General features: G+C 71.8%; 15 protein-coding genes. 9 read left to right on the forward strand and 6 right to left on the reverse strand.

Translation table 11 applies throughout. The features are described from left to right. Positions 1 to 69 precede the first annotated feature (69 nt). Positions 70 to 936, reverse strand: a complete 867-nt coding sequence (locus ABZV34_RS14875) for a TIGR02452 family protein (RefSeq protein WP_356275300.1) — start codon at positions 934 to 936, stop codon at positions 70 to 72. Positions 937 to 1216: 280 nt separating this feature from the next. On the opposite strand from ABZV34_RS14875, the gene egtA reads away from it, so the two are divergent. The 5 genes from egtA to secY all read left to right on the forward strand — a co-directional run bounded on the left by egtA (position 1217) and on the right by secY (position 7373). Continuing rightward, entirely contained in the window at positions 1217 to 2575 is a 1359-nt protein-coding gene (gene egtA / locus ABZV34_RS14880; protein WP_356275303.1) for an ergothioneine biosynthesis glutamate--cysteine ligase EgtA, read from the forward strand. Continuing rightward, positions 2572 to 3894, forward strand: a complete 1323-nt coding sequence (egtB, locus tag ABZV34_RS14885) for an ergothioneine biosynthesis protein EgtB (protein WP_356275306.1) — start codon at positions 2572 to 2574, stop codon at positions 3892 to 3894. The genes egtA and egtB overlap by 4 nt, the downstream gene beginning before the upstream one ends. After that, positions 3894 to 4721: an ergothioneine biosynthesis protein EgtC gene (gene egtC / locus ABZV34_RS14890; RefSeq protein WP_356275309.1), complete on the forward strand. Its 828-nt coding sequence runs from the start codon at positions 3894 to 3896 to the stop codon at positions 4719 to 4721. Before egtB ends, egtC begins: the two co-directional genes overlap by 1 nt. Further along, positions 4718 to 5680, forward strand: coding sequence for an L-histidine N(alpha)-methyltransferase (gene egtD / locus ABZV34_RS14895; protein WP_356275312.1), 963 nt, complete (start codon positions 4718 to 4720; stop codon positions 5678 to 5680). Before egtC ends, egtD begins: the two co-directional genes overlap by 4 nt. A 385-nt stretch (positions 5681 to 6065) precedes the next feature. Further along, positions 6066 to 7373, forward strand: a complete 1308-nt coding sequence (secY, locus tag ABZV34_RS14900; RefSeq protein WP_356275315.1) for a preprotein translocase subunit SecY — start codon at positions 6066 to 6068, stop codon at positions 7371 to 7373. A gap of 31 nt (positions 7374 to 7404) precedes the next feature. On the opposite strand, the gene ABZV34_RS14905 is transcribed toward secY, so the two are convergent. Continuing rightward, positions 7405 to 8664, reverse strand: coding sequence for an extracellular solute-binding protein (locus tag ABZV34_RS14905; RefSeq protein WP_356275318.1), 1260 nt, complete (start codon positions 8662 to 8664; stop codon positions 7405 to 7407). A gap of 217 nt (positions 8665 to 8881) precedes the next feature. Here ABZV34_RS14905 and ABZV34_RS14910 point away from each other — a divergent pair, with 217 nt between their 5' ends. Continuing rightward, on the forward strand, positions 8882 to 9097 hold the full coding sequence (locus tag ABZV34_RS14910) for a dodecin (protein WP_356275321.1): 216 nt from the start codon (positions 8882 to 8884) through the stop codon (positions 9095 to 9097). A 516-nt stretch (positions 9098 to 9613) separates the two neighbouring features. Here ABZV34_RS14910 and ABZV34_RS14915 read toward each other — a convergent pair. Both ABZV34_RS14915 and ABZV34_RS14920 read right to left on the reverse strand, forming a co-directional pair. Beyond that, positions 9614 to 10105 (reverse strand): hypothetical protein, encoded by a 492-nt coding sequence (locus ABZV34_RS14915; protein WP_356275324.1) that lies wholly within the window; start codon positions 10103 to 10105, stop codon positions 9614 to 9616. Between the two features lie 193 nt (positions 10106 to 10298). Next, entirely contained in the window at positions 10299 to 10850 is a 552-nt protein-coding gene (locus ABZV34_RS14920) for an RNA polymerase sigma factor (protein WP_356275327.1), read from the reverse strand. A 46-nt stretch (positions 10851 to 10896) separates the two neighbouring features. Here ABZV34_RS14920 and ABZV34_RS14925 point away from each other — a divergent pair, with 46 nt between their 5' ends. From ABZV34_RS14925 to ABZV34_RS14935, 3 genes are all read left to right on the forward strand, one after another. After that, positions 10897 to 12279, forward strand: a complete 1383-nt coding sequence (locus tag ABZV34_RS14925; RefSeq protein ID WP_356275330.1) for a serine/threonine-protein kinase — start codon at positions 10897 to 10899, stop codon at positions 12277 to 12279. A 119-nt stretch (positions 12280 to 12398) separates the two neighbouring features. Further along, complete coding sequence (locus tag ABZV34_RS14930; protein ID WP_356275333.1) at positions 12399 to 13109, forward strand: DUF4232 domain-containing protein; 711 nt, start codon at positions 12399 to 12401, stop codon at positions 13107 to 13109. A 235-nt stretch (positions 13110 to 13344) separates the two neighbouring features. After that, a complete protein-coding gene (locus ABZV34_RS14935; RefSeq protein WP_356275336.1) occupies positions 13345 to 14604 on the forward strand; it encodes a hypothetical protein in 1260 nt (419 codons plus the stop codon). An 83-nt stretch (positions 14605 to 14687) separates the two neighbouring features. Here the strand turns inward: ABZV34_RS14935 and ABZV34_RS14940 are convergent, their stop codons facing one another. After that, complete coding sequence (locus ABZV34_RS14940) at positions 14688 to 16610, reverse strand: RICIN domain-containing protein (RefSeq protein WP_356275339.1); 1923 nt, start codon at positions 16608 to 16610, stop codon at positions 14688 to 14690. A gap of 568 nt (positions 16611 to 17178) precedes the next feature. After that, positions 17179 to 18147: an aldo/keto reductase gene (locus ABZV34_RS14945; RefSeq protein WP_356275342.1), complete on the reverse strand. Its 969-nt coding sequence runs from the start codon at positions 18145 to 18147 to the stop codon at positions 17179 to 17181. Between the last annotated feature and the right edge of the window lie 90 nt (positions 18148 to 18237).

Raw genomic sequence — 18237 nt, forward strand, 5'->3', positions numbered from 1 at the left:
ACACCTGCGCGGGCCGTGCGGGTGGGGAGCCACGCGGTTCCTCACCCGATCGGCGGAGCGTCCGTGTCCCTACACCGTGGACGCGAACGTCCGTTCGAACACCGCTCGTGTCGCCGCGCCCCGGGTGCGGTCCAGGACACCGAACACCACCTGGTCGAAGTACCCCTCGAAGCGGCCCCCGACCAGCAGGTCACGGAAGGCCGCGGCGACCTGTGCCGGGTCGTTGCGGAAGACGCCGCAGCCCCAGGCCCCCAGGACCAGGCGCCGGTACCCCTCGGCCGCGGCGGTCTCCAGGACCCGCTCGGCGCGGACGGCCAGGGCGCGCGACAGCTCGTCCGCGCGCTCGGGGACCGTGCGCAGCACGACTGAGGCGTTCGGGGCCGCGGCGGTCAGGAATCCGGCGGTGTACGGCTCGTCGAGCAGCTCGCCGCGGCCGTCGCGGATGACGGGCACGGCGGGCGAATGGATGACCCGGTCGGTGTAGAACGGGTCCGGGTGGGCGCGGTGGTGGTCGTAGAACTCGCGGACCCGCAGCAGGCAGGCGTAGAGCGCCGACGCCCGGCACAGGTCCTCCTCCTGCGCCTGCGCGCCCCTCAGATAGCCACCGCCGGGGTTGCGCGCCGAGGCGAAGTTCAGCACGGCGACGGGGCCCGACGGGCCCTGGACCCCCTGGGCGCCCTCGCCCGTCAGCCGTCCCGCGGCCTGCGTGCTGCTCTCGCCCGTGACCTCGAACGACGTGCCGGCGAAGCCCGTGCCGGAGGCCGCCGGACCACCGGCCGGTACCCCGACCGGGCCCGGACCGTACATCCGCGTCCCGGCCCGCGCGGCCTCGACCGCCTCGGCGATCGACACCACCCGTCCGTGCGATCCGCGGTACGAACCCGCCGCCACGGCCTCCTCGGTCTGCCGCGCGATCGCGCGCAGGCGTGCGCTCATGGCGTCACCCCCGTACACGCCATGCGAACGCCCCGCGCGATCTCCCCCGTCGTGCCCACGGACGCATCGTGAGCGATGCTGGTCGTGCGGCGCAACAGGTTTTCGCGGCCCCGCGCGGACGACCGTGCTGGGCCGCCTCCGCGGTGCCCCCGAACCCCGGGCATGACGATTTGCACCCTTGTGCGAACCGGCGAGAGGGTCTTGGGTGGGACGAGCAATGCCGGTCCGGCACCACAGACGTCGGGCCGGCGGCATGGTGGAATCTCAGGAGGATCCCTACATGTCCGATTCGGTGAGTGACTGTACGGAGCGACGCTCCGCCGTCACCGAGGCCGAGGTGGAAGCGCTGGTCCGAGGCATATGCTTCAAGACCGGCCCTCCCCGCACCCTCGGTGTCGAAGTGGAATGGCTCGTCCACGAGCTGCGGCAGCCGCAGCTCCCCGCAACACCAGAACAGCTCGAAGCGGCGTACGCCGCTCTGCGGACCCTGTCCCTGCGTTCGGCGCTCACCGTCGAACCGGGCGGCCAGCTGGAGCTCAGCTCCGCACCCGCCGGCTCCCTGATGGAGTGCGTCGGGTCCGTGTCGGCCGATCTCGACGCGGTGCGCGCGGTACTGCGCGAGGCCGGACTGGGCCTCAGTGGCAACGGCCACGAACCCTGGAACCCCCCGAGCCGATACCTCCGTGAGCCGCGCTACGACGCCATGGAGCGCTACCTGGACCGCACGGGCCCCGAGGGCCGGGCCATGATGTGCTCCTCCGCCTCGGTCCAGGTGTGCCTGGACGCCGGATACGAGGAGCCCGGCCCGCTCGGCCACGGGCGCCGCTGGTGGCTGGCGAACCAGTTGGGCGCGGTCCTGGTGGCCGCGTTCGCGCACTCCCCGCTCGCCCAGGGCCGCTACACCGGCTGGCGCTCCACGCGGCAGTCGCTGTGGACGGCCATGGACCCGGGCCGGTCCGCCGCGCCTCCACTGGACGGCGATCCACGCGCCGCCTGGGCCCGGCACGTCCTGGACGCGCCGGTGATGTGCGTCCGGGCGGACGAAGGCCCCTGGGAGGTACCCGAGGGCCTGACCTTCCGGGAGTGGACCCGGTCCGGCACACCGCCGAACCGGGCGGATCTGGACTACCACCTCACGACCCTGTTCCCGCCGGTCCGCCCCCGCGGCCATCTGGAACTGCGCATGATCGACGCGCAGCCGGGCGAGGACGGGTGGATCGTGCCACTGGCGGTGACGGCGGCGCTGTTCGACGACCCGGAGGCGGCGGAGATCGCCTACCGGACCGTCAAGCCCCTCGCGGAGCGGGCGGAAGGACTGCCGGCTCCGTGCAATCCGCTGTGGATCGGCGCCGCCCGGCACGGCCTGACCGACCCCGAGCTGCGCGAGGCGGCCGTCATCTGCTTCGCGGCCGCCGCCGAGGCGCTTCCCCGCCTCGGTGCGACCACCGAGGTGCTGGAGGCCGTCGCGGAGTTCACGGACCGCTATGTGGCCCGCGGGCGCTGCCCCGCCGACGACCTGCTGAGCCAGTTCCACCGTCAATTCCACGGTCGTCTCCACGACCGGCCCCACGGCCTGTCCGACGACCGGTCCGACGACCGCTCCCAGGACCGGTCACACGGGAAGGACATCCGCACATGACCGCCCCCACCTCACCCACGGACCCCGAGTCGCTCAGGGAGCGCGCGCTCGACGCACTGACCACGGCCCGTGACCGCACCGCGCTCCTCACGTCCTGCGTGGAGGAGCCCGAGCTGACCGCGCAGCACTCGCCGTTGATGTCCCCGCTGGTCTGGGACCTCGCGCACATCGGCAACCAGGAGGAGCTGTGGCTGCTGCGCGCGGTCGCCGGGCGTGACGCCATGCGGCCCGAGATAGACGGGCTGTACGACGCCTTCGAGCATCCGCGCGCCGAGCGGCCCTCACTGCCGCTGCTTCCGCCCGCGGAGGCCCGGCGGTACGCCGCCGAGGTACGCGGCCGCGCGCTGGACGTCCTGGAGGGCACCGCCTTCCGGGGCACTCCGCTGACCGAGGCGGGCTTCGCCTTCGGCATGATCGCGCAGCACGAACAGCAGCACGACGAGACCATGCTGATCACCCATCAGCTGCGCACGGGACCGGCGGCCCTCACCGCGCCGGAGCCCGATCCCGCCCCACCGTTCACGGGACCGGCCGAAGTCCTCGTCCCCGGCGGCCCGTTCACGATGGGCACGTCCACCGAGCCGTGGGCGCTGGACAACGAGCGGCCGGCGCACCGGCGCGAGGTGGCGGCGTTCTTCATCGACACCACCCCGGTGACCAACGCCGCGTACCAGGCCTTCATCGCGGACGGGGGCTACGACTCCGAACGCTGGTGGAGCCCGGAGGGCTGGGCCCACATCCGCACCCACGGCATCGAGGCGCCGCTGTTCTGGCGCCGGGAGGGCGCGCAGTGGCTGCGGCGCCGCTTCGGCGTCACCGAACTCGTACCGCCGGACGAGCCGGTGCTGCACGTGTGCTGGTACGAGGCCGACGCGTACGCCCGCTGGGCGGGACGCCGGCTGCCCACCGAGGCCGAGTGGGAGAAGGCCGCCCGCCACGACCCGGCCACCGGCCGCTCCACCCGCTACCCCTGGGGCGACGCCGACCCCACCCCCGAGCACGCCAATCTCGGCCAGCGCCATCTGCGCCCGGCCCCGGCCGGCAGCTATCCGTCCGGTGAGTCCCCGCTCGGCGTACGGCAGTTGATCGGCGACGTGTGGGAGTGGACGTCGAGCGACCTGCAGCCCTATCCCGGCTTCGCCGCCTTCCCGTACAAGGAGTACTCGGAGGTCTTCTTCGGGCCGGAGCACAAGGTGCTGCGCGGCGGCTCGTTCGCCGTGGACAAGGTCGCCTGCCGGGGCACCTTCCGCAACTGGGACTACCCGATCCGGCGGCAGATCTTCTCCGGGTTCCGCACGGCCCGTGACGGACAAGCCTGATGTGCCGCCATCTGGCCTATGTGGGCCCCGAAGCACCGATCGGCCGGCTGCTGGCGGACCCGCCGCACAGCCTGTTCCGGCAGTCGTGGGCACCCCGGCGGCAGCGGTACGGGACGGTCAACGCCGATGGTTTCGGGATCGGCTGGTACGCCGAGGGGGATCCGGTGCCCGCCCGGTACCGGCGCGCCGGACCCATCTGGGGCGACCAGTCCTTCGCGGACCTGTCCCGTGTCGTACGGACCGGGGCGCTGCTGGGCGCCGTACGGGACGCCACCCGGGCGGGAGCGGACGGGGAGGCCGCGGCGGCGCCGTTCGCCGCGGGCACCTGGCTGTTCAGCCACAACGGTGCCGTCCTCGGCTGGCCGCACTCCCTCGCACCCCTGACCCGCGGCCTGCCCGCCGCGGAGTTGCTGTCCCTGGAGGCCCGTTGCGACTCGGCGCTCGTCTGGGCGCTGGTCCTGCGGCGGCTGCGTACCGGGGACGACGAGAGCCGGGCGCTGGCCGACACCGTCCTGGAGGTCTCCGAGGCCGCCCCGGGCTCCCGGCTCAACCTGCTGCTCACCGACGGCGCCACGATCACCGCGACGGCCTGGGGCGACACCCTGTGGTACCTCGCCGAACCCGGCCGCGGCACCGTCGTGGCCTCCGAGCCGTACGACGACGACCCACGGTGGCAGGAGGTGCCGGACCGCACGCTGCTCGTGGCGACCCGCACCGACGTCCTGCTCACCCCGCTCAAGGACCCGCACGACCGCCAAGGCGTGCCCGACCACGAGGACCCCCACCACCCCATGGCATCCGCACGTCCGAAGGAGCCCAGCACGTGAGTCCGTTCCTTCTCACCCGCACCCTGCCCGAGGACGCCACGGACGCCGCGCTGCGCGCCGACGTCCTGCACGGCCTGTCCCACACGCCCAAGACGCTGCCGCCGAAGTGGTTCTACGACGCGCACGGCAGCGAGCTCTTCGACCAGATCACGGAACTGCCCGAGTACTACCCCACCCGGGCGGAGCGCGAGATCCTGGCCGCCCGGGCCGGCGAGATCGCCCGGGCGACCGGTGCGCGCACCCTCGTCGAACTCGGCTCGGGCTCGTCCGAGAAGACCCGTCATCTGCTCGACGCGCTGCCCGCCCTGCACACGTACGTGCCGGTCGACGTCAGCGAGAGCGCCCTGACCCAGGCCGGGCACGCGCTGATCGCCGAGCGCCCGGAGCTCGGCGTGCACGCGCTGATCGCCGATTTCACGGGCGGCCTCGCGCTTCCGGGTACGCCCGGACCGCGGCTGGTGGCGTTCCTCGGCGGCACCGTCGGCAACCTGCTGCCCACCGAGCGCGCCGCGTTCCTGGCCTCCGTACGGGACCTGCTCTCCCCCGGTGACGCCCTGCTGCTCGGCACGGACCTGGTCAAGGACGAGTCGGTGCTCGTCGCCGCGTACGACGACGCGGCGGGGGTGACGGCCGAGTTCAACAAGAACGTGCTGACGGTCGTCAACCGCGAGCTCGGCGCGGACTTCGATCCGGACGCGTTCGCCCACGTCGCCCTCTGGGACGCCGAGCACGAGTGGATCGAGATGCGGCTGCGTTCGCGGACCGAGCAGACCGTGAAGATCCCCGCCCTCGACCTCGCCGTCGACTTCGCCGACGGTGAGGAGATGCGCACCGAGATCTCGGCGAAGTTCCGCGAGGAGGGAGTACGGCGCGAACTCGCCGCCGCGGGGCTCGACCTGGCCCATTGGTGGACGGACCGGGAGGGCCGGTTCGCGCTGTCGTTGAGCGTGGTCAGGTGATGTCGCAAGCAGGGTGAGAGCGTGCGGGCGCCCGGGTGGTGAACCCGGGCGCCCGGACGAGCACGGGCAACGGGCGCCGGCGATCCACCTCGCCGGCGCCCGTTGCCCGTGTCCGTTCCGGCGCGCTGTGCCCGTGCCGGGCCTGGCGTTCCGCCCGCCGCAAGGGGCCGAGGGCAGGCAGGTCCGGCGGAGAGCGCCGCTGCCGGGTGGTGGACGCGAGAGCCTTTCCGGTTGCCGACCCGGATGTCTCATTCGATGATGGTGCTTGAATTCCCCTACTTCGCGAGGCATTACTTCGCGTTGCGTTCCTGAGCGTGTTCCCTGGCTCGGAAAATCTGCTTCTGTTCACCTCTGGCGTGCTGGCGCGGGGGCGAAGGAGGAACCCTTGCTGAGCGCATTCGCCAAGGTCTTCAGAACCCCGGACCTGCGCAAGAAACTGTTGTTCACGCTCGGCATCATCGTGCTGTACCGCGTGGGATCGCACGTACCGCTCCCCGGCGTGAACTATCGCGACGTCCAGGCATGCGTGGACGCGGCGACGAAGAACGGCGGTCTGCTGGGTCTGGTCAACCTGTTCAGTGGCGGGGCTCTGCTCCAGATCACCGTGTTCGCGCTGGGAATTCTGCCCTACATCACGGCGAGCATCATTCTTCAACTGCTGACGGTGGTCATCCCGAAACTGGAGGCGCTGAAGAAGGAGGGCGCCGCCGGGCAGGGGAAGATCACCCAGTACACCCGTTACCTGACGGTGGCCCTCGCCGTCCTTCAGGGCACGGGTCTGGTCGCGACCGCCCGCAGTGGCGCGCTGTTCCCCAGCTGCCCGACCGCCGCGGGCATCGTCCCCGACCATTCGATCCTGACCACGCTGGTGATGGTGCTCACGATCACCGCGGGGACGGCCTGCGTGATGTGGCTCGGAGAGCTCGTCACCGAACGGGGGATCGGCAACGGAATGTCGATGCTCATCTTCATCTCCATCGCCTCCACGTTTCCCGGCGCGTTGTGGACCGTCAAACAGGAGGGGCAGATCGCCGACGGGTGGTTCGGCTTCGGCGTCGTCATTCTCGTCGGGTTCGCGATGGTGGCCCTGGTCGTCTTCGTGGAACAGGCGCAGCGCCGTATTCCGGTGCAGTACGCGAAACGGATGATCGGCCGTAAGGCGTACGGCGGAACGGCGACCTACATTCCGCTGAAGGTCAACCAGGCCGGTGTGGTTCCGGTCATCTTCGCCTCCTCGCTCCTCTATATTCCCGCGCTGATCGCACAGTTCTCGAACTCGCACGCGCGCTGGGCCACCTGGGTCACACAGAACTTCGTCCGCGGAAACCATCCGTACTACGTCCTCGCGTACTTCCTCCTGATCGTGTTCTTCGCCTTCTTCTATGTGGCGATCACGTTCAATCCGGAGGAGGTGGCGGGAAACATCAAACAGAGCGGCGGGTTCATCCCGGGCCTGCGGGCCGGCCGGCCGACGGCCGAGTACCTCGGTTACGTCCTCAACAGACTCACCTGGCCGGGCGCCCTCTATCTGGGCCTGATCGCCCTCGTCCCCACCGTCGCGTTCGCGAGCTTCGGCGGCGCGAACCAGCTCACCGGCACGAGCATTCTGATCATCGTGAGCGTGGGCCTGGAGACCGTCAAGCAGATCAGCAGCCAGATCGAGCAGCAGAACTACGCGGGCTTCCTTCGGTGACACCCCCCGGGGGAGTACGGCGGCCCTGGACTCATCCCCCGGGCTCCGCCAGCCGTTCCGTGATCAGCCGGGAGGCGCGCCCGGCCTCGGCCGCGGGGTCGGCCCCGGTCAGGACCTTGGTCATATAGGACTTGATCGGGTTGTCGGCCTCGACGGCGGCCCACCGGGGTGAGGCGGGGGTCGCCCGGCCTCGCGCCGCGCCCACCGCCATGGCCGCGGCACCCTCCTCGCCGGACACCGCGCCCGCGAGAGTGGTCTTGTTGGGCACGTAGTTCATCGTCCGCGCCAGTTGGGTCTGCCACTTGGCGCCGACGAGGGCCGAGACGACGGCCGTGGCCGCCCGCCGGTCGTCGGTGTTCTCGGGCACCACGAGGTCGGAGCCGCCGGTGAAGACGGCGCCGGGTTCGGCGGCCGTCCTGCCGGGGACGGGGAAGAACCCGAGTTTCTTCCGCAGCGCCGGGTTCTGCTCCACGATCGCCTGGGCGAGCCCGGGTACGGCCACGATCTGTGCCACATGGCCACCGGCGAACACCCCGGCCTGCGGCGGATGTTCCTCGTCGGCGTCGGCGGGCCCTGAGCCGAGCGCCTGGAGCCGCCGGTAGAAGTCCATGCCGCGCAGGGCCGCGGGCGTCCCCAGCGAGCCCTCCCAGGTTCCGGCGGACTCCGTCGCGAGCTCACCGCCCTCGTCCCATACGAACCCGGCGAAGGTGTACCAGTCCTGCCCGGCCAGGTAGATCCCCTGGTTTCCGGCCGAGTTGAGCCGTCCCGTGTCCTCGATCCACTGCTCGCGGGTCTTCGGCGGCTTCCTGACGCCGGCCCGGTCGAAGAGGTCCTTGCGGTAGATGACGACGCGGTTCGCCGCGTACCACGGGATTCCGTACTGGCGGGTGCTGAACCGGCCCGGCTGGGCGAGGCCGGGGAGCCAGTCGTCCATGCCCCAGTCGCGCACCGACTCGAGCGTCAGATCGCTCAGGCCGCCCCGGTCCACGTACTGCGCCACCTGGGTGTTGCCGACCTCGATGACGTCCGGCCCGTCGCCTCTCCCACCCTCCAGCGCTCCCTGGACCTTCTGCACGATCCCGGTCCACTGCTGGATGCGGATGTCCAGGGCGATGCCCCGGTGGGTCCGTTCGAAGTCCTCGGTGAACCGCTTGAGGAACTCCTCGGACGCGCTGTCCTTCATCAGCCACACCGTCACGGTGTGCCGTCCGCCGCCTTCCCCCGGCAGAGCTCCGCAGGCGGTCAGCAGGAAGGCGGTCACACAGGCGAGGGCGAGCAGACGACGCGTCACGAAGGGGGATCCTGTTCTGTCTTGCGGACAGCGGAAAGGGAACCCGGCGTGGGGGACGAGCTCATCGCTCGTACGGGTGTTCTGATTTTGGTATGGACCAATCAGGCTCGTCAAGGGCGGCCGGTCAGGGCCCCGCTGACATCTCGCGTACCGCGGCGCCGTGAGGCACCGTGGAATGACGCGTGGCACACCCGCCACGGCGGAGAGGAGCACCCGCATGACCGACCACACGTACCGGGTCACCGAGATCGTCGGCACCTCCCCCGAGGGGATCGACCAGGCCGTCCGCAATGGGATCGCCCGCGCCTCGCAGACCCTGCGCAACCTGGACTGGTTCGAGATCACCCAGGTCAGGGGGCAGATCGTGGACGGGGAGGTCGAGCACTACCAGGTGGGCCTGAAGGTCGGCTTCCGCATGGAGGACGGCGCCTGACGCCATCGGACGCACCTTTCCCGGCAGGTGGCCCCGCCCCGGGGCCACCTACCGCTTCCCCGCCGAGCCGGACGCCGATCCGCCCCGATCCACCGATCCGCGGCGGGCCGACGCGATCCGCCGCGAAGTCGTGCGCCGGACGCCACGGACATGCGGCACGGGCCCGTCGCTCCGGCCACCGCTCGCGCCCGCCCGGGAGCGGGATCGCGAGCGGCCCCTCGAACCCCTGAACCCGAACGGCCGACCGGCGGCCTTCGCGTCGTCCCGGACGGGCACCCACGTCGTCCGCCGCCGACCGGTCGTACGCCGACAGCCGCGCACCGGCAGAGGCCGGTGCCGTCGAGCGCAAGCCCGCAACAGGCGATCCGGCCCGTCACACCCCTTCCGGTGGCACACCCGCCGGTTCAGCGCTGTCCGGCCGTCCGCCCATCACCCTCGGGCGGACCGGACCGGACCGGACCAGGACGGGCCGGACGGAGCCGGGCCGGTCACGTCGAGCCGGTCATGTCGCCCCCGTCAGGTCCGCCCCTCGCGCTCCTGCGCGTTCTTCAGGGCCGCCGACGCGGTCGCCCAGCGTGCCCGTACGACCGTGAAACCGGCCCGCTCGGCCTCGTCGCAGACGAGTTCGTCGTCGTCCACGAGGACACGGATCTCACGGTCGCGGGCCAGTCGGCGGAGGATCTCCGGCTTGGTACGGCGGGCCGGCCTGCGGTCGTCGTCGCGCCGCATGAAGACCGGCCCCTCGGGCAGCCCCTGGGCGGCCAGCCACGCGACGGTGTCACGGCGGCAGCGCTCGGGACGGCCGGTCAGGTAGACCACATCGCACTCCCGCGCGCTCTCCATGGCCAGGGTCACACCCTCGGCCAGCGGCGGGTCCTGCGGCGCGGCCGCGAAGAACGCGTCCCAGTCGCGCGGGGTGCGCTCCAGGAACCGCTGCCGGTGCGCGCTGTCCGCGAGCGTGCCGTCGAGGTCGAACACGGCGACCGGTCTGCTGCTCTTCTGCGTCACGCCGACCACCCTAAGGGCCCGCCGCGCCCGGCACGCCGGGCCAGCCGGGACCCCGCGAACCCGCGAACCCGCGAACCCGCCCGGCGGAGGGACCCACGGGCACGCCCGCTCCCCGGCTTGCGACAGCCTCACTCTCGTCGCCAACTCCGCAACTTAGAAGGAGGGTTGACAGAACCGCAGAAGTGTCACGGCGTCACGAGGATTCGGCCAGCCAGGGCCTGACCTGCTTGCGGGCCTCGTGCAGACGGGACTTGAGCGTGCCGAGCGGGATGCCGACCCGTTCGGCGACCTCGGCGTACTCCAGCTGACAGATGTCCCGGTAGACCAGCGGGGCCACCAGATGCGGGTGTTCGCGCTCCAGCCGCTCCAGCGCCTCCAGGAGGTCGACGCGGGAACCGGCGATGACGCTCGTGGTACGGGGGTCGACATGGTGTGAGGCGTCGATGACGTCCGGCTGCTCGGCGGCCCGCCGCTTCAGCTCGCGGTACTTCTGACGGGAACAGTTGGCGACGACCGTGTAGAGCCAGGTACTGAAGCGGCTGCGGCCCTCGAAGCCGGTGATCTTCCGCGCCACCTGGAGGAGGACGTCCTGCGCCGCCTCCTCGGCGTCCTCGCGGCACGGCAGGAAGCGCCCGCAGCGCCGCATGACCTCCGGCCCCAGCCGCTGGAGCAGCAGATCCAGGGCGTCCGGATCGCCCGCGGCCGCGCGCCGCGCGAGCTCCTCGGTTCCCGTGGCGTCCTGCACTGGATGCTCCCCTCGGTGTCGATCAGAGGCCAGGCATGATAGTCGCATGCACCCTCCGCAGCGGATCGGCCGCTACCGTCTGGACCGGCGCCTGGGCTCCGGCGGTTTCGGCGTGGTCTGGCTCGCCCACGACGAGGTACTGGACGCGGTCGTCGCCGTGAAGGTGCTGTCCGACAACTGGGTCGACCACCTGGATGTCCGGGAGCGTTTCCTCTCCGAGGCCCGGCTGCTGCGCAAGGCCGACTCGAACCGGGTCGTCCAGGTCTACGACATCGGTGAACTCCCGGACGGCAGGCCCTACTTCGTCATGGAGTACGCGGACGGGGGCACCCTCGCGGACCGGGTCGACGCTGGGCCGCTGCCGGTCTCCGAGGCCCTGCGGCTGACCGCCCTGGCGGCCCGCGGCGCGGCCGCGCTGCACCAGGCCGGGATCGTGCACCGCGACATCAAGCCGTCCAACGTGCTGCTGCGCACGGCGCCCGGCGCGGGCGAGCGGGTCCTGCTGGCGGACCTCGGTCTCGCCAAGAGCCTGGCACACGCCTCCGGGCTGACGATGGCCGCGGGCTCCGCGGGCTACACCCCGCCGGAGCAGGCCCAGCCCGGGTCGGGGATCGACGCGCGGGCCGACGTGTACAGCCTGGGAGCCCTCGGCTACCACCTGGTCACGGGCACGGTCCCCGGGCCGCCCGGCAAGGTCGTACGTCCCGACCGGATCCGTACCGGCCTCGCGTCGGCCGTCCAGCGGGCGTTGCTGCGTGCCATGGAACCCGACCGGGAGCGGCGCTGGCCCACGGCGCTGGGCCTGGCCGAGGAACTGGAGCGGCTGGCCGAAGTGACGCCGGCTCCGGCCGCCCGGCCGGCCCGGCACCGTCGAAGGACCGTGATCGCCACGGTGGCCGTCGCGGTCGTGGTCGCCGCCGGCGGTGTCACCGCGGCCCTGGTGACCCGGCAGTCCTCCGGCGGGTCCGTGCGGGTCGCGGACGCCTCGGGACGGCTCACGGTGGAGGTGCCGCGCGCCTGGGGCCGCCAACTGCGCGACTCCGGGTGGAATCCGCGGACCGTGGGCCTGTCGGACACCCGCGAACCGGGGCTGGTGGTCGCCGACGACCTGGCCAGGTGGCAGGACCTGCGCTCGGGTGTCGACGGGGTGTTCGTCGGTCTGAGCGAACGCGGAGACGTACGGGCCGAGGTCGCCTCGCTCGCCCACACCGGGTGCCACTACGACGGCAGCCGCGCCTACACCGGCGCGCGCTGGCACGGGCTGGTGAGGACCTGGAGCGACTGTCCGGCCGGTCGCGGCTCGCTCACGGAGGCGGGGCTCACCCCCGCGGGCGGCGCCGCGCAGCCGCAGCTCTACGTACAGATCCGCCAGAAGAGCGGCAGCGACGCCACCGACCGTGTGCTCGGCTCCGTACGGGTAGGCACCTGACGAGAACGCGTGCCGGACTCGCGAACTTTTTCCGGCCGGCGCGCATCGGACACTGATGACGGAGCACGGAGCGCCGTACGCACGAGTCACGGCGTGCGCTGAATTCGAAGGAGTTTGACATGGCGACCTTCCGGCACGGCGACGAGGTTCCCGTACGCCGTACGTCCTCCCCCGCACACTGGGCGGCGGTGGTCGCGGGTGTCGCGCTGCTGGGCACGCTCTCGGCCTGCGGCACCGGCAGCGGTACGAGCGGCACCCCGCAGAAGCTCCCCGGCACGGCGCAGCCGGCCTCCGGCGACACGACCCCGGACGGCTCCGGCACCAGCACCGCGTCGGCCGGAGACGGCAGGACGTCGGCACCGGTGTCGGGCTCGTCCTCCGCCACGGCCTCGACGGGAAGCGGCGCCGCGAGCACCCGCTGCCACACCTCCGAGCTGCGCGCGACGGTCGGCGGCAACGACCCGGGAGCGGGCCAGGAGAACTTCCCCGTCGTCCTCATCAACACCTCCCACCGCACCTGCACCCTGCGCGGCTACCCCGGGGCGGCCTTCGTCGACGCGTCCGGCAAGCAGCTCGGGCCCGACCCGAAGCGCTCCCCCGGCTCGCCGGCCACGCTCACGCTGGCCCCCGGGAAGAGCGCGTGGGCCGGCCTGACGTTCTCCAACCCGGAGATCAGCGGGGCCCGCACGGCCACGCCGGCGTCGCTGGTCGTCACGCCGCCCGACGAGCGGGACCCGCTCAAGGCGGCCTGGAAGGGCGGCAAGGTCCCGGTGTCGGGGAACTCCTCGTCGGTCTCCCTGACGGTCGTCCGGGCCGGCACCGGCGCCTGACCCCGCCGGCCCCGCCGCTCCCCCGCTGTCCGTCCCGCACCTCGTACCCCGCCGCCCGCCCCACGGACGGCGGGGTTTGTCACGGAACGGCAACACGTGCCGCCGCCGGCGACCCTTCCCGGACCTCCGCGCATCACACCGTTCGACACACCCTTCGCGGAGCGGAGCGGCGCGTCGCAGGAACGGAAGCTCCGGCCCGGCGCGGGAGCGGTATCGAGGACATCGGGGGTTCATCATGACCGGCATCTCACGCAGGCGTCTGCTGACCGCGACGGCCGCGGCGGGAGCGCTCGGCGCGCTCTCCGCCTGCTCGGCGAACGACTGGTCCGTGGGCAGCGACGGCAAGGGGACGGTGAAGGACACGCCCCCGCGGCCCCGGCTCATCGGCGACGGTTCCACCGCCGACACGGGGGCCCAGCCGGGGCAGCCGAAGGCCGAGCGGCTGAAGCCCGGCGAGCGTCCGCCGCAGTTCGTGGTGTTCTCCTGGGACGGCGCCGGCGAGCTCAGCAACAACCTGTTCTCGCGGTTCCGCAAGGTCGCCGCCGACCACGGCGCGTCGATGACGTTCTTCCTCAGCGGCATCTACACGCTGCCCGAGTCGAAGAAGCACCTCTACAGCCCGCCGCAGCACCCGGTGGGCGCCTCCGCGATCGGTTACCTCTCCGACCGGCACATCCACGCGACGCTCCAGCAGATCCGGAGCGCCTGGCTGGAGGGGCACGAGATCGGCACCCACTTCAACGGCCACTTCTGCGGCTCGGACGGAGTGCGCCGGTGGTCCCCCGCCGAGTGGCGCAGCGAGATCGACCAGGCGAAGAAGTTCGTCACCGAGTGGAAGACCAACACCGGCTTCACCGATCTCGAACCGCTCCCCTTCGACTACGACAAGGAACTGATCGGCGGCCGCACCCCGTGCTTGGAGGGCCAGTCCAACCTGCTGCCGACGGCCGCCGCCCTCGGCTGGAAGTACGACGCCAGTTCCTCCGGCGGCCTGCAGATGTGGCCGGGCAAGGTCCAGAACGGCCGCGTCTGGGACTTCCCGTTGCAGTCCATCCCCTTCCCCGGCCACACCTTCCAGGTCTTGTCCATGGACTACAACCTGATGGCGAACCAGTCGAACGCCAACCCGCTCGGTGACCGTTCCCAGTACGACGCCTGGCGCGTGCAGGCCCGTGACAGCTATCTCGCCGGCTTCCGCCGGGCCTACGAGAGCAACCGGGCCCCCTTCTTCGTCGGCAACCACTTCGAACGGTGGAACGGGGGCATATACATGGACGCCGTCGAACAGGCCATCGAGCAGATAGCGGGGCACGACGAGGTGCGCCTGGTCTCGTTCCGCCAGCTCGTGGAGTGGCTGGAGGTCCAGGACCCCGCGGTACTGCGCAAGCTGCGCACGCTCGATCCCGGCCGGTCCCCCCTCGGCGGCTGGGCGGAGTTCCTGGGCACGGCCGCCTCCGCGTCGGCCACGGCGGGGTCGGCCACCGCCACGTCGTGACACCTCTCGGCGAAGGCGGTCCGCGCCCGGGGGCCGGTCCCCGGGCGGTGCGGTCCCCGTGGGCGGGACCGGTGGTGACGACGTCAGCGGTGGCCGCCCCGGCCGCCGCCGCCGTAGCCGCCGCCGTAACCGCCGTCTCCGTACCCACCGTTGCCCCAGGAGCCGCCGTCGCCGGATCCCGGGGTGCCGTACTGGCCGTTCCCCGGCTGGCAGCCGTACGGGGAGCAGGAGGACGTGGGACTTGGGGCGGAGGGATCCGCCGCGGGCGTCGACGGTCCGGCCGAGGGCCCCGGGGACGCCTTGGACGCGCCGTCCGGCGAACCCGGCCGTGAGGAGCCGGAGGGTTCCCGGGCCGCGGGCTCCCCGGCCGCTCCGTCGGCGTCCCAGTTCACCGCCGCCATCTGGAGCGAGGGTGACGAAGTGTCCAGGGTCCAGTGCTGGACGGCCTGGTCCTTGCGGAGCTTGAGGACCAGGGCTCCCGCGCCGTTGGTGGCGGCGGGGGTGAGGGCCAGGTCCTGGTTGCCCCGTGGCACCAGCTCCCCCTGAAGGGTGAAGTCGTAGCGCACGTTCTTGCCGGTGGAGCCGGACTCGGCGGTGCAGGAGGCCAGTTGGACCGAGTAGCCGAGGTGGGAGTCGAGACACAGGCCCGGGTCGGCGACGTCGCGCAGCACCCCGTCCGCCTCGTACGACCATTCCTGTGCCGCGTCCGAGGAGCATGAGGTGAGTACCGTCTCGGCCCCCTTCACGAGCTTCCCGCCGACGATGCCGACGCACAGCCCGGTCTCGAGGTTGCGCAAGCGGCCGCGCACGGTGCCGTTCGACGCGTCGCCTATCCAGGACGGCTTCGCACCGGGTGCCTTGGCGGGGCCCGAACTCGGTCTGCCCGAGGGGCCGGCGCCCTCGGCGGTGCCGTCCGAGCCCTGGGCCGCCCACAGGGCCAACGGGACCAGGATCAGGCCGCTCGCGGTCAGTGCGGCCAGCGCGATGTTGCGGCGGCCCGGAACGCGCCGGGGTGCCTTGTGTGTCGCCGGGCGGGAACCGGCGGCCGACTGGCCGCGCGGCGCCGCTCGCGGGGGCCGGCTGGGCGGCGGAGGGGCGTTGGCCGGGAGGGGAGGGGTCGCCTGGCCGCCGGGGCCGCCGGACGCGTCGTCCGTCACCTCCACGATCGCGACGGCGCGTCCGGGGCGGGAGGCGAGATAGGCCTCGGCGCCCCAGCCGAGTACGGACTCGGCAAGTGGCAGGGCGAGTTCGCCGTTGAAGTGGTTCAACTGCTCGGCGGTGTTGCGACAGTGGCGGCAGCGGCCCAAGTGCCGGCGCAGATCGGGGTCGAGGTCGTCACCGCCGCGCCGCAGCGACACGTCCAGCATGCGGTGGTACTGGCGGCACTCCTCCTCGGGGGCCAGTTCGCGGTGGATCTCCAGGCAGCCCTCGCGCAGACGTTCACGTGCCCGCCGCAGCTCGACGAAGGCGGCGTCCTCGCGGATTCCCAACAGAGCCGCGGGCACGACCAGTTGCTCGGCCTCGACCTCGGCATGCCAGAGCAGGCAGCGGGCGGGCTCCGGAAGCCGCTGGAACGCGCGGGACAGCAGTCGCCTGTCCTCCGGCGGAAGGAGCCGGGCCACGACCCCCGCCTCACCGTCCGGACCGGCCAGGAGTTCGGGGTGAAGCGATTCCCGCCGCTGGTCCGCGAGCCATTCGGCGGTCATGCGGCGCACGGTGACCAGCAGCTGAGGCCGCCAGGCGGCCGTCGGCCCGGTCTGCCGCAGGGATTCGCCGAACAGCCGGGTGAATGCGGCCGTGGTGAGCATTCCGGCGGGAGCCACGCCGTTGGTGCACAGCCGCGCGTAGCCGAAGACCGCTTCCCAGTGGCGGTCGAGGAGTTCTCCGACGGGGTGGTGCGCGGGCGTGTTCCCCGAGCTCTTCTTCAGTTCGGCCGCCAGTCGCTCATCCGATATCTCGAACAAGCGGGCGGATTCCGGCGACTGAGACAGGACGGGGTCGTTCACGTCCACTTTCCTCCCAAAGGCAACGCGTGAATTAGTCCATACCAATGGGCAGCCAGCCCGCCCGTTCAGGCGAAGGGGCTGCCCATGGGGGACCGTGCCGCCGCGAGCACCCTCTTCGACGGCTCTCCGGAAGGGGGGCGGGCGGCCACACCGTGCACGCACAGAAGGAAGTAAATATTGTCTGCACGCCAACAAGGCACACCTTTGCACAGCGGACCTTGCCGAAACAAGCCATCCCCTCGTTTTCCCCATTCCGCCGGGAGCGAGGGAGATTGACGAAACGTCAATAGAAGCGACCGCAAAAAGAAATCGGAAATCCCCCGGCCTTCCGCCGGGGGCCGTGCACCACACCCACCTCCCTGAGGACCCCCGGGCGGAATGGGCACTCACCAGGCCACCGACGGCGCGGCATACCCATGCGACGACCGCTATTGGGAGCGCTCCCAATATCCGTCGTCCGCCCCTTGCGACGGCGGCACCGGATTCACCGGCCTCCGGGAGGCGCTCATGTGCGCATTACTTTTGCCCGATGAGAGATTGGGCGTGGCGAACGGATCGGGCCCGTGGGTCAGTGACCGCTGATCGCCCGGGGCGTGTACGGCTGCTCCAGTTCCTCGACCTCCTTCTCGGTGAGTTCCACGTCGAGGGCGGCCACCGCGTCGTCGACGTGACCGGCCCTGGTGGCGCCGATGACGGGAGCGGTCACGGTGCTGCCGCGCAGCAGCCAGGCGAGGGCGATCCGGGCGCGCGGGACGTCACGCCCGGCGGCGATGCGGCCGACGGCGTCGACGATGTCCCGGTCACCCTCCTGGTAGAGCTTCCTGCCGAAGTCGTCGGTCCTGCTGCGCTCGGTGGTGACGTCCCAGGCGCGGGTGAGACGGCCACGCGCGAGCGGGCTCCAGGGCAGCACGCCGACGCCCTGGTCCGCGCAGAGCGGCAGCATCTCGCGCTCCTCCTCGCGATAGAGGAGGTTGTAGTGGTTCTGCATGGACACGAACCGGGTCCAGCCGTGCAGCCGGGCCGTGTACTGCGCCTTGGAGAACTCCCACGCGTACATCGAACTCGCCCCGATGTAACGGGCCTTGCCGGCCTTCACGACGTCGTGCAGGGCCTCCATCGTCTCCTCGACGGGCGTGGCGGAGTCGAAGCGGTGGATCTGGTAGAGGTCCACGTAGTCGGTGCCCAGCCTGCGCAGGCTGTTGTCGATCTCCGTCATGACGGCCTTGCGGGACAGGCCGCGCGCGTTGGGGCCGTCGTGCATCGCACCGTTGACCTTGGTGGCGATGACGATCTCGTCGCGGCGCGCGAACTCGGCCAGCGCGCGGCCGACGATCTCCTCGCTGGTGCCGTCGGAGTAGACGTTCGCCGTGTCGAAGAAGGTGATGCCGGCCTCCAGTGCCCGGCGGATCAGGGGGCGGGACGCCTCGTCGTCGAGGGTCCACTCGTGGGTCCCCCGGCCGGGCACCCCGAAGCTCATGCAGCCGAGGCAGATCCGGGACACGTCCAGGCCCGTCGAACCGAGCTTCACGTACTGCATGCGCACTCCTGCGTTTCGTGGGGGTGGAGCCGTTCCTCGCCTCCGCGTCCGTGTGAGCCGGCGGCAAGGGCTTCGGAAAGCCATTTCCCG

It is taken from the genome of Streptomyces sp. NPDC005195 (genome assembly GCF_040608315.1).
Taxonomy (GTDB): Bacteria; Actinomycetota; Actinomycetes; order Streptomycetales; family Streptomycetaceae; genus Streptomyces; species Streptomyces kaempferi.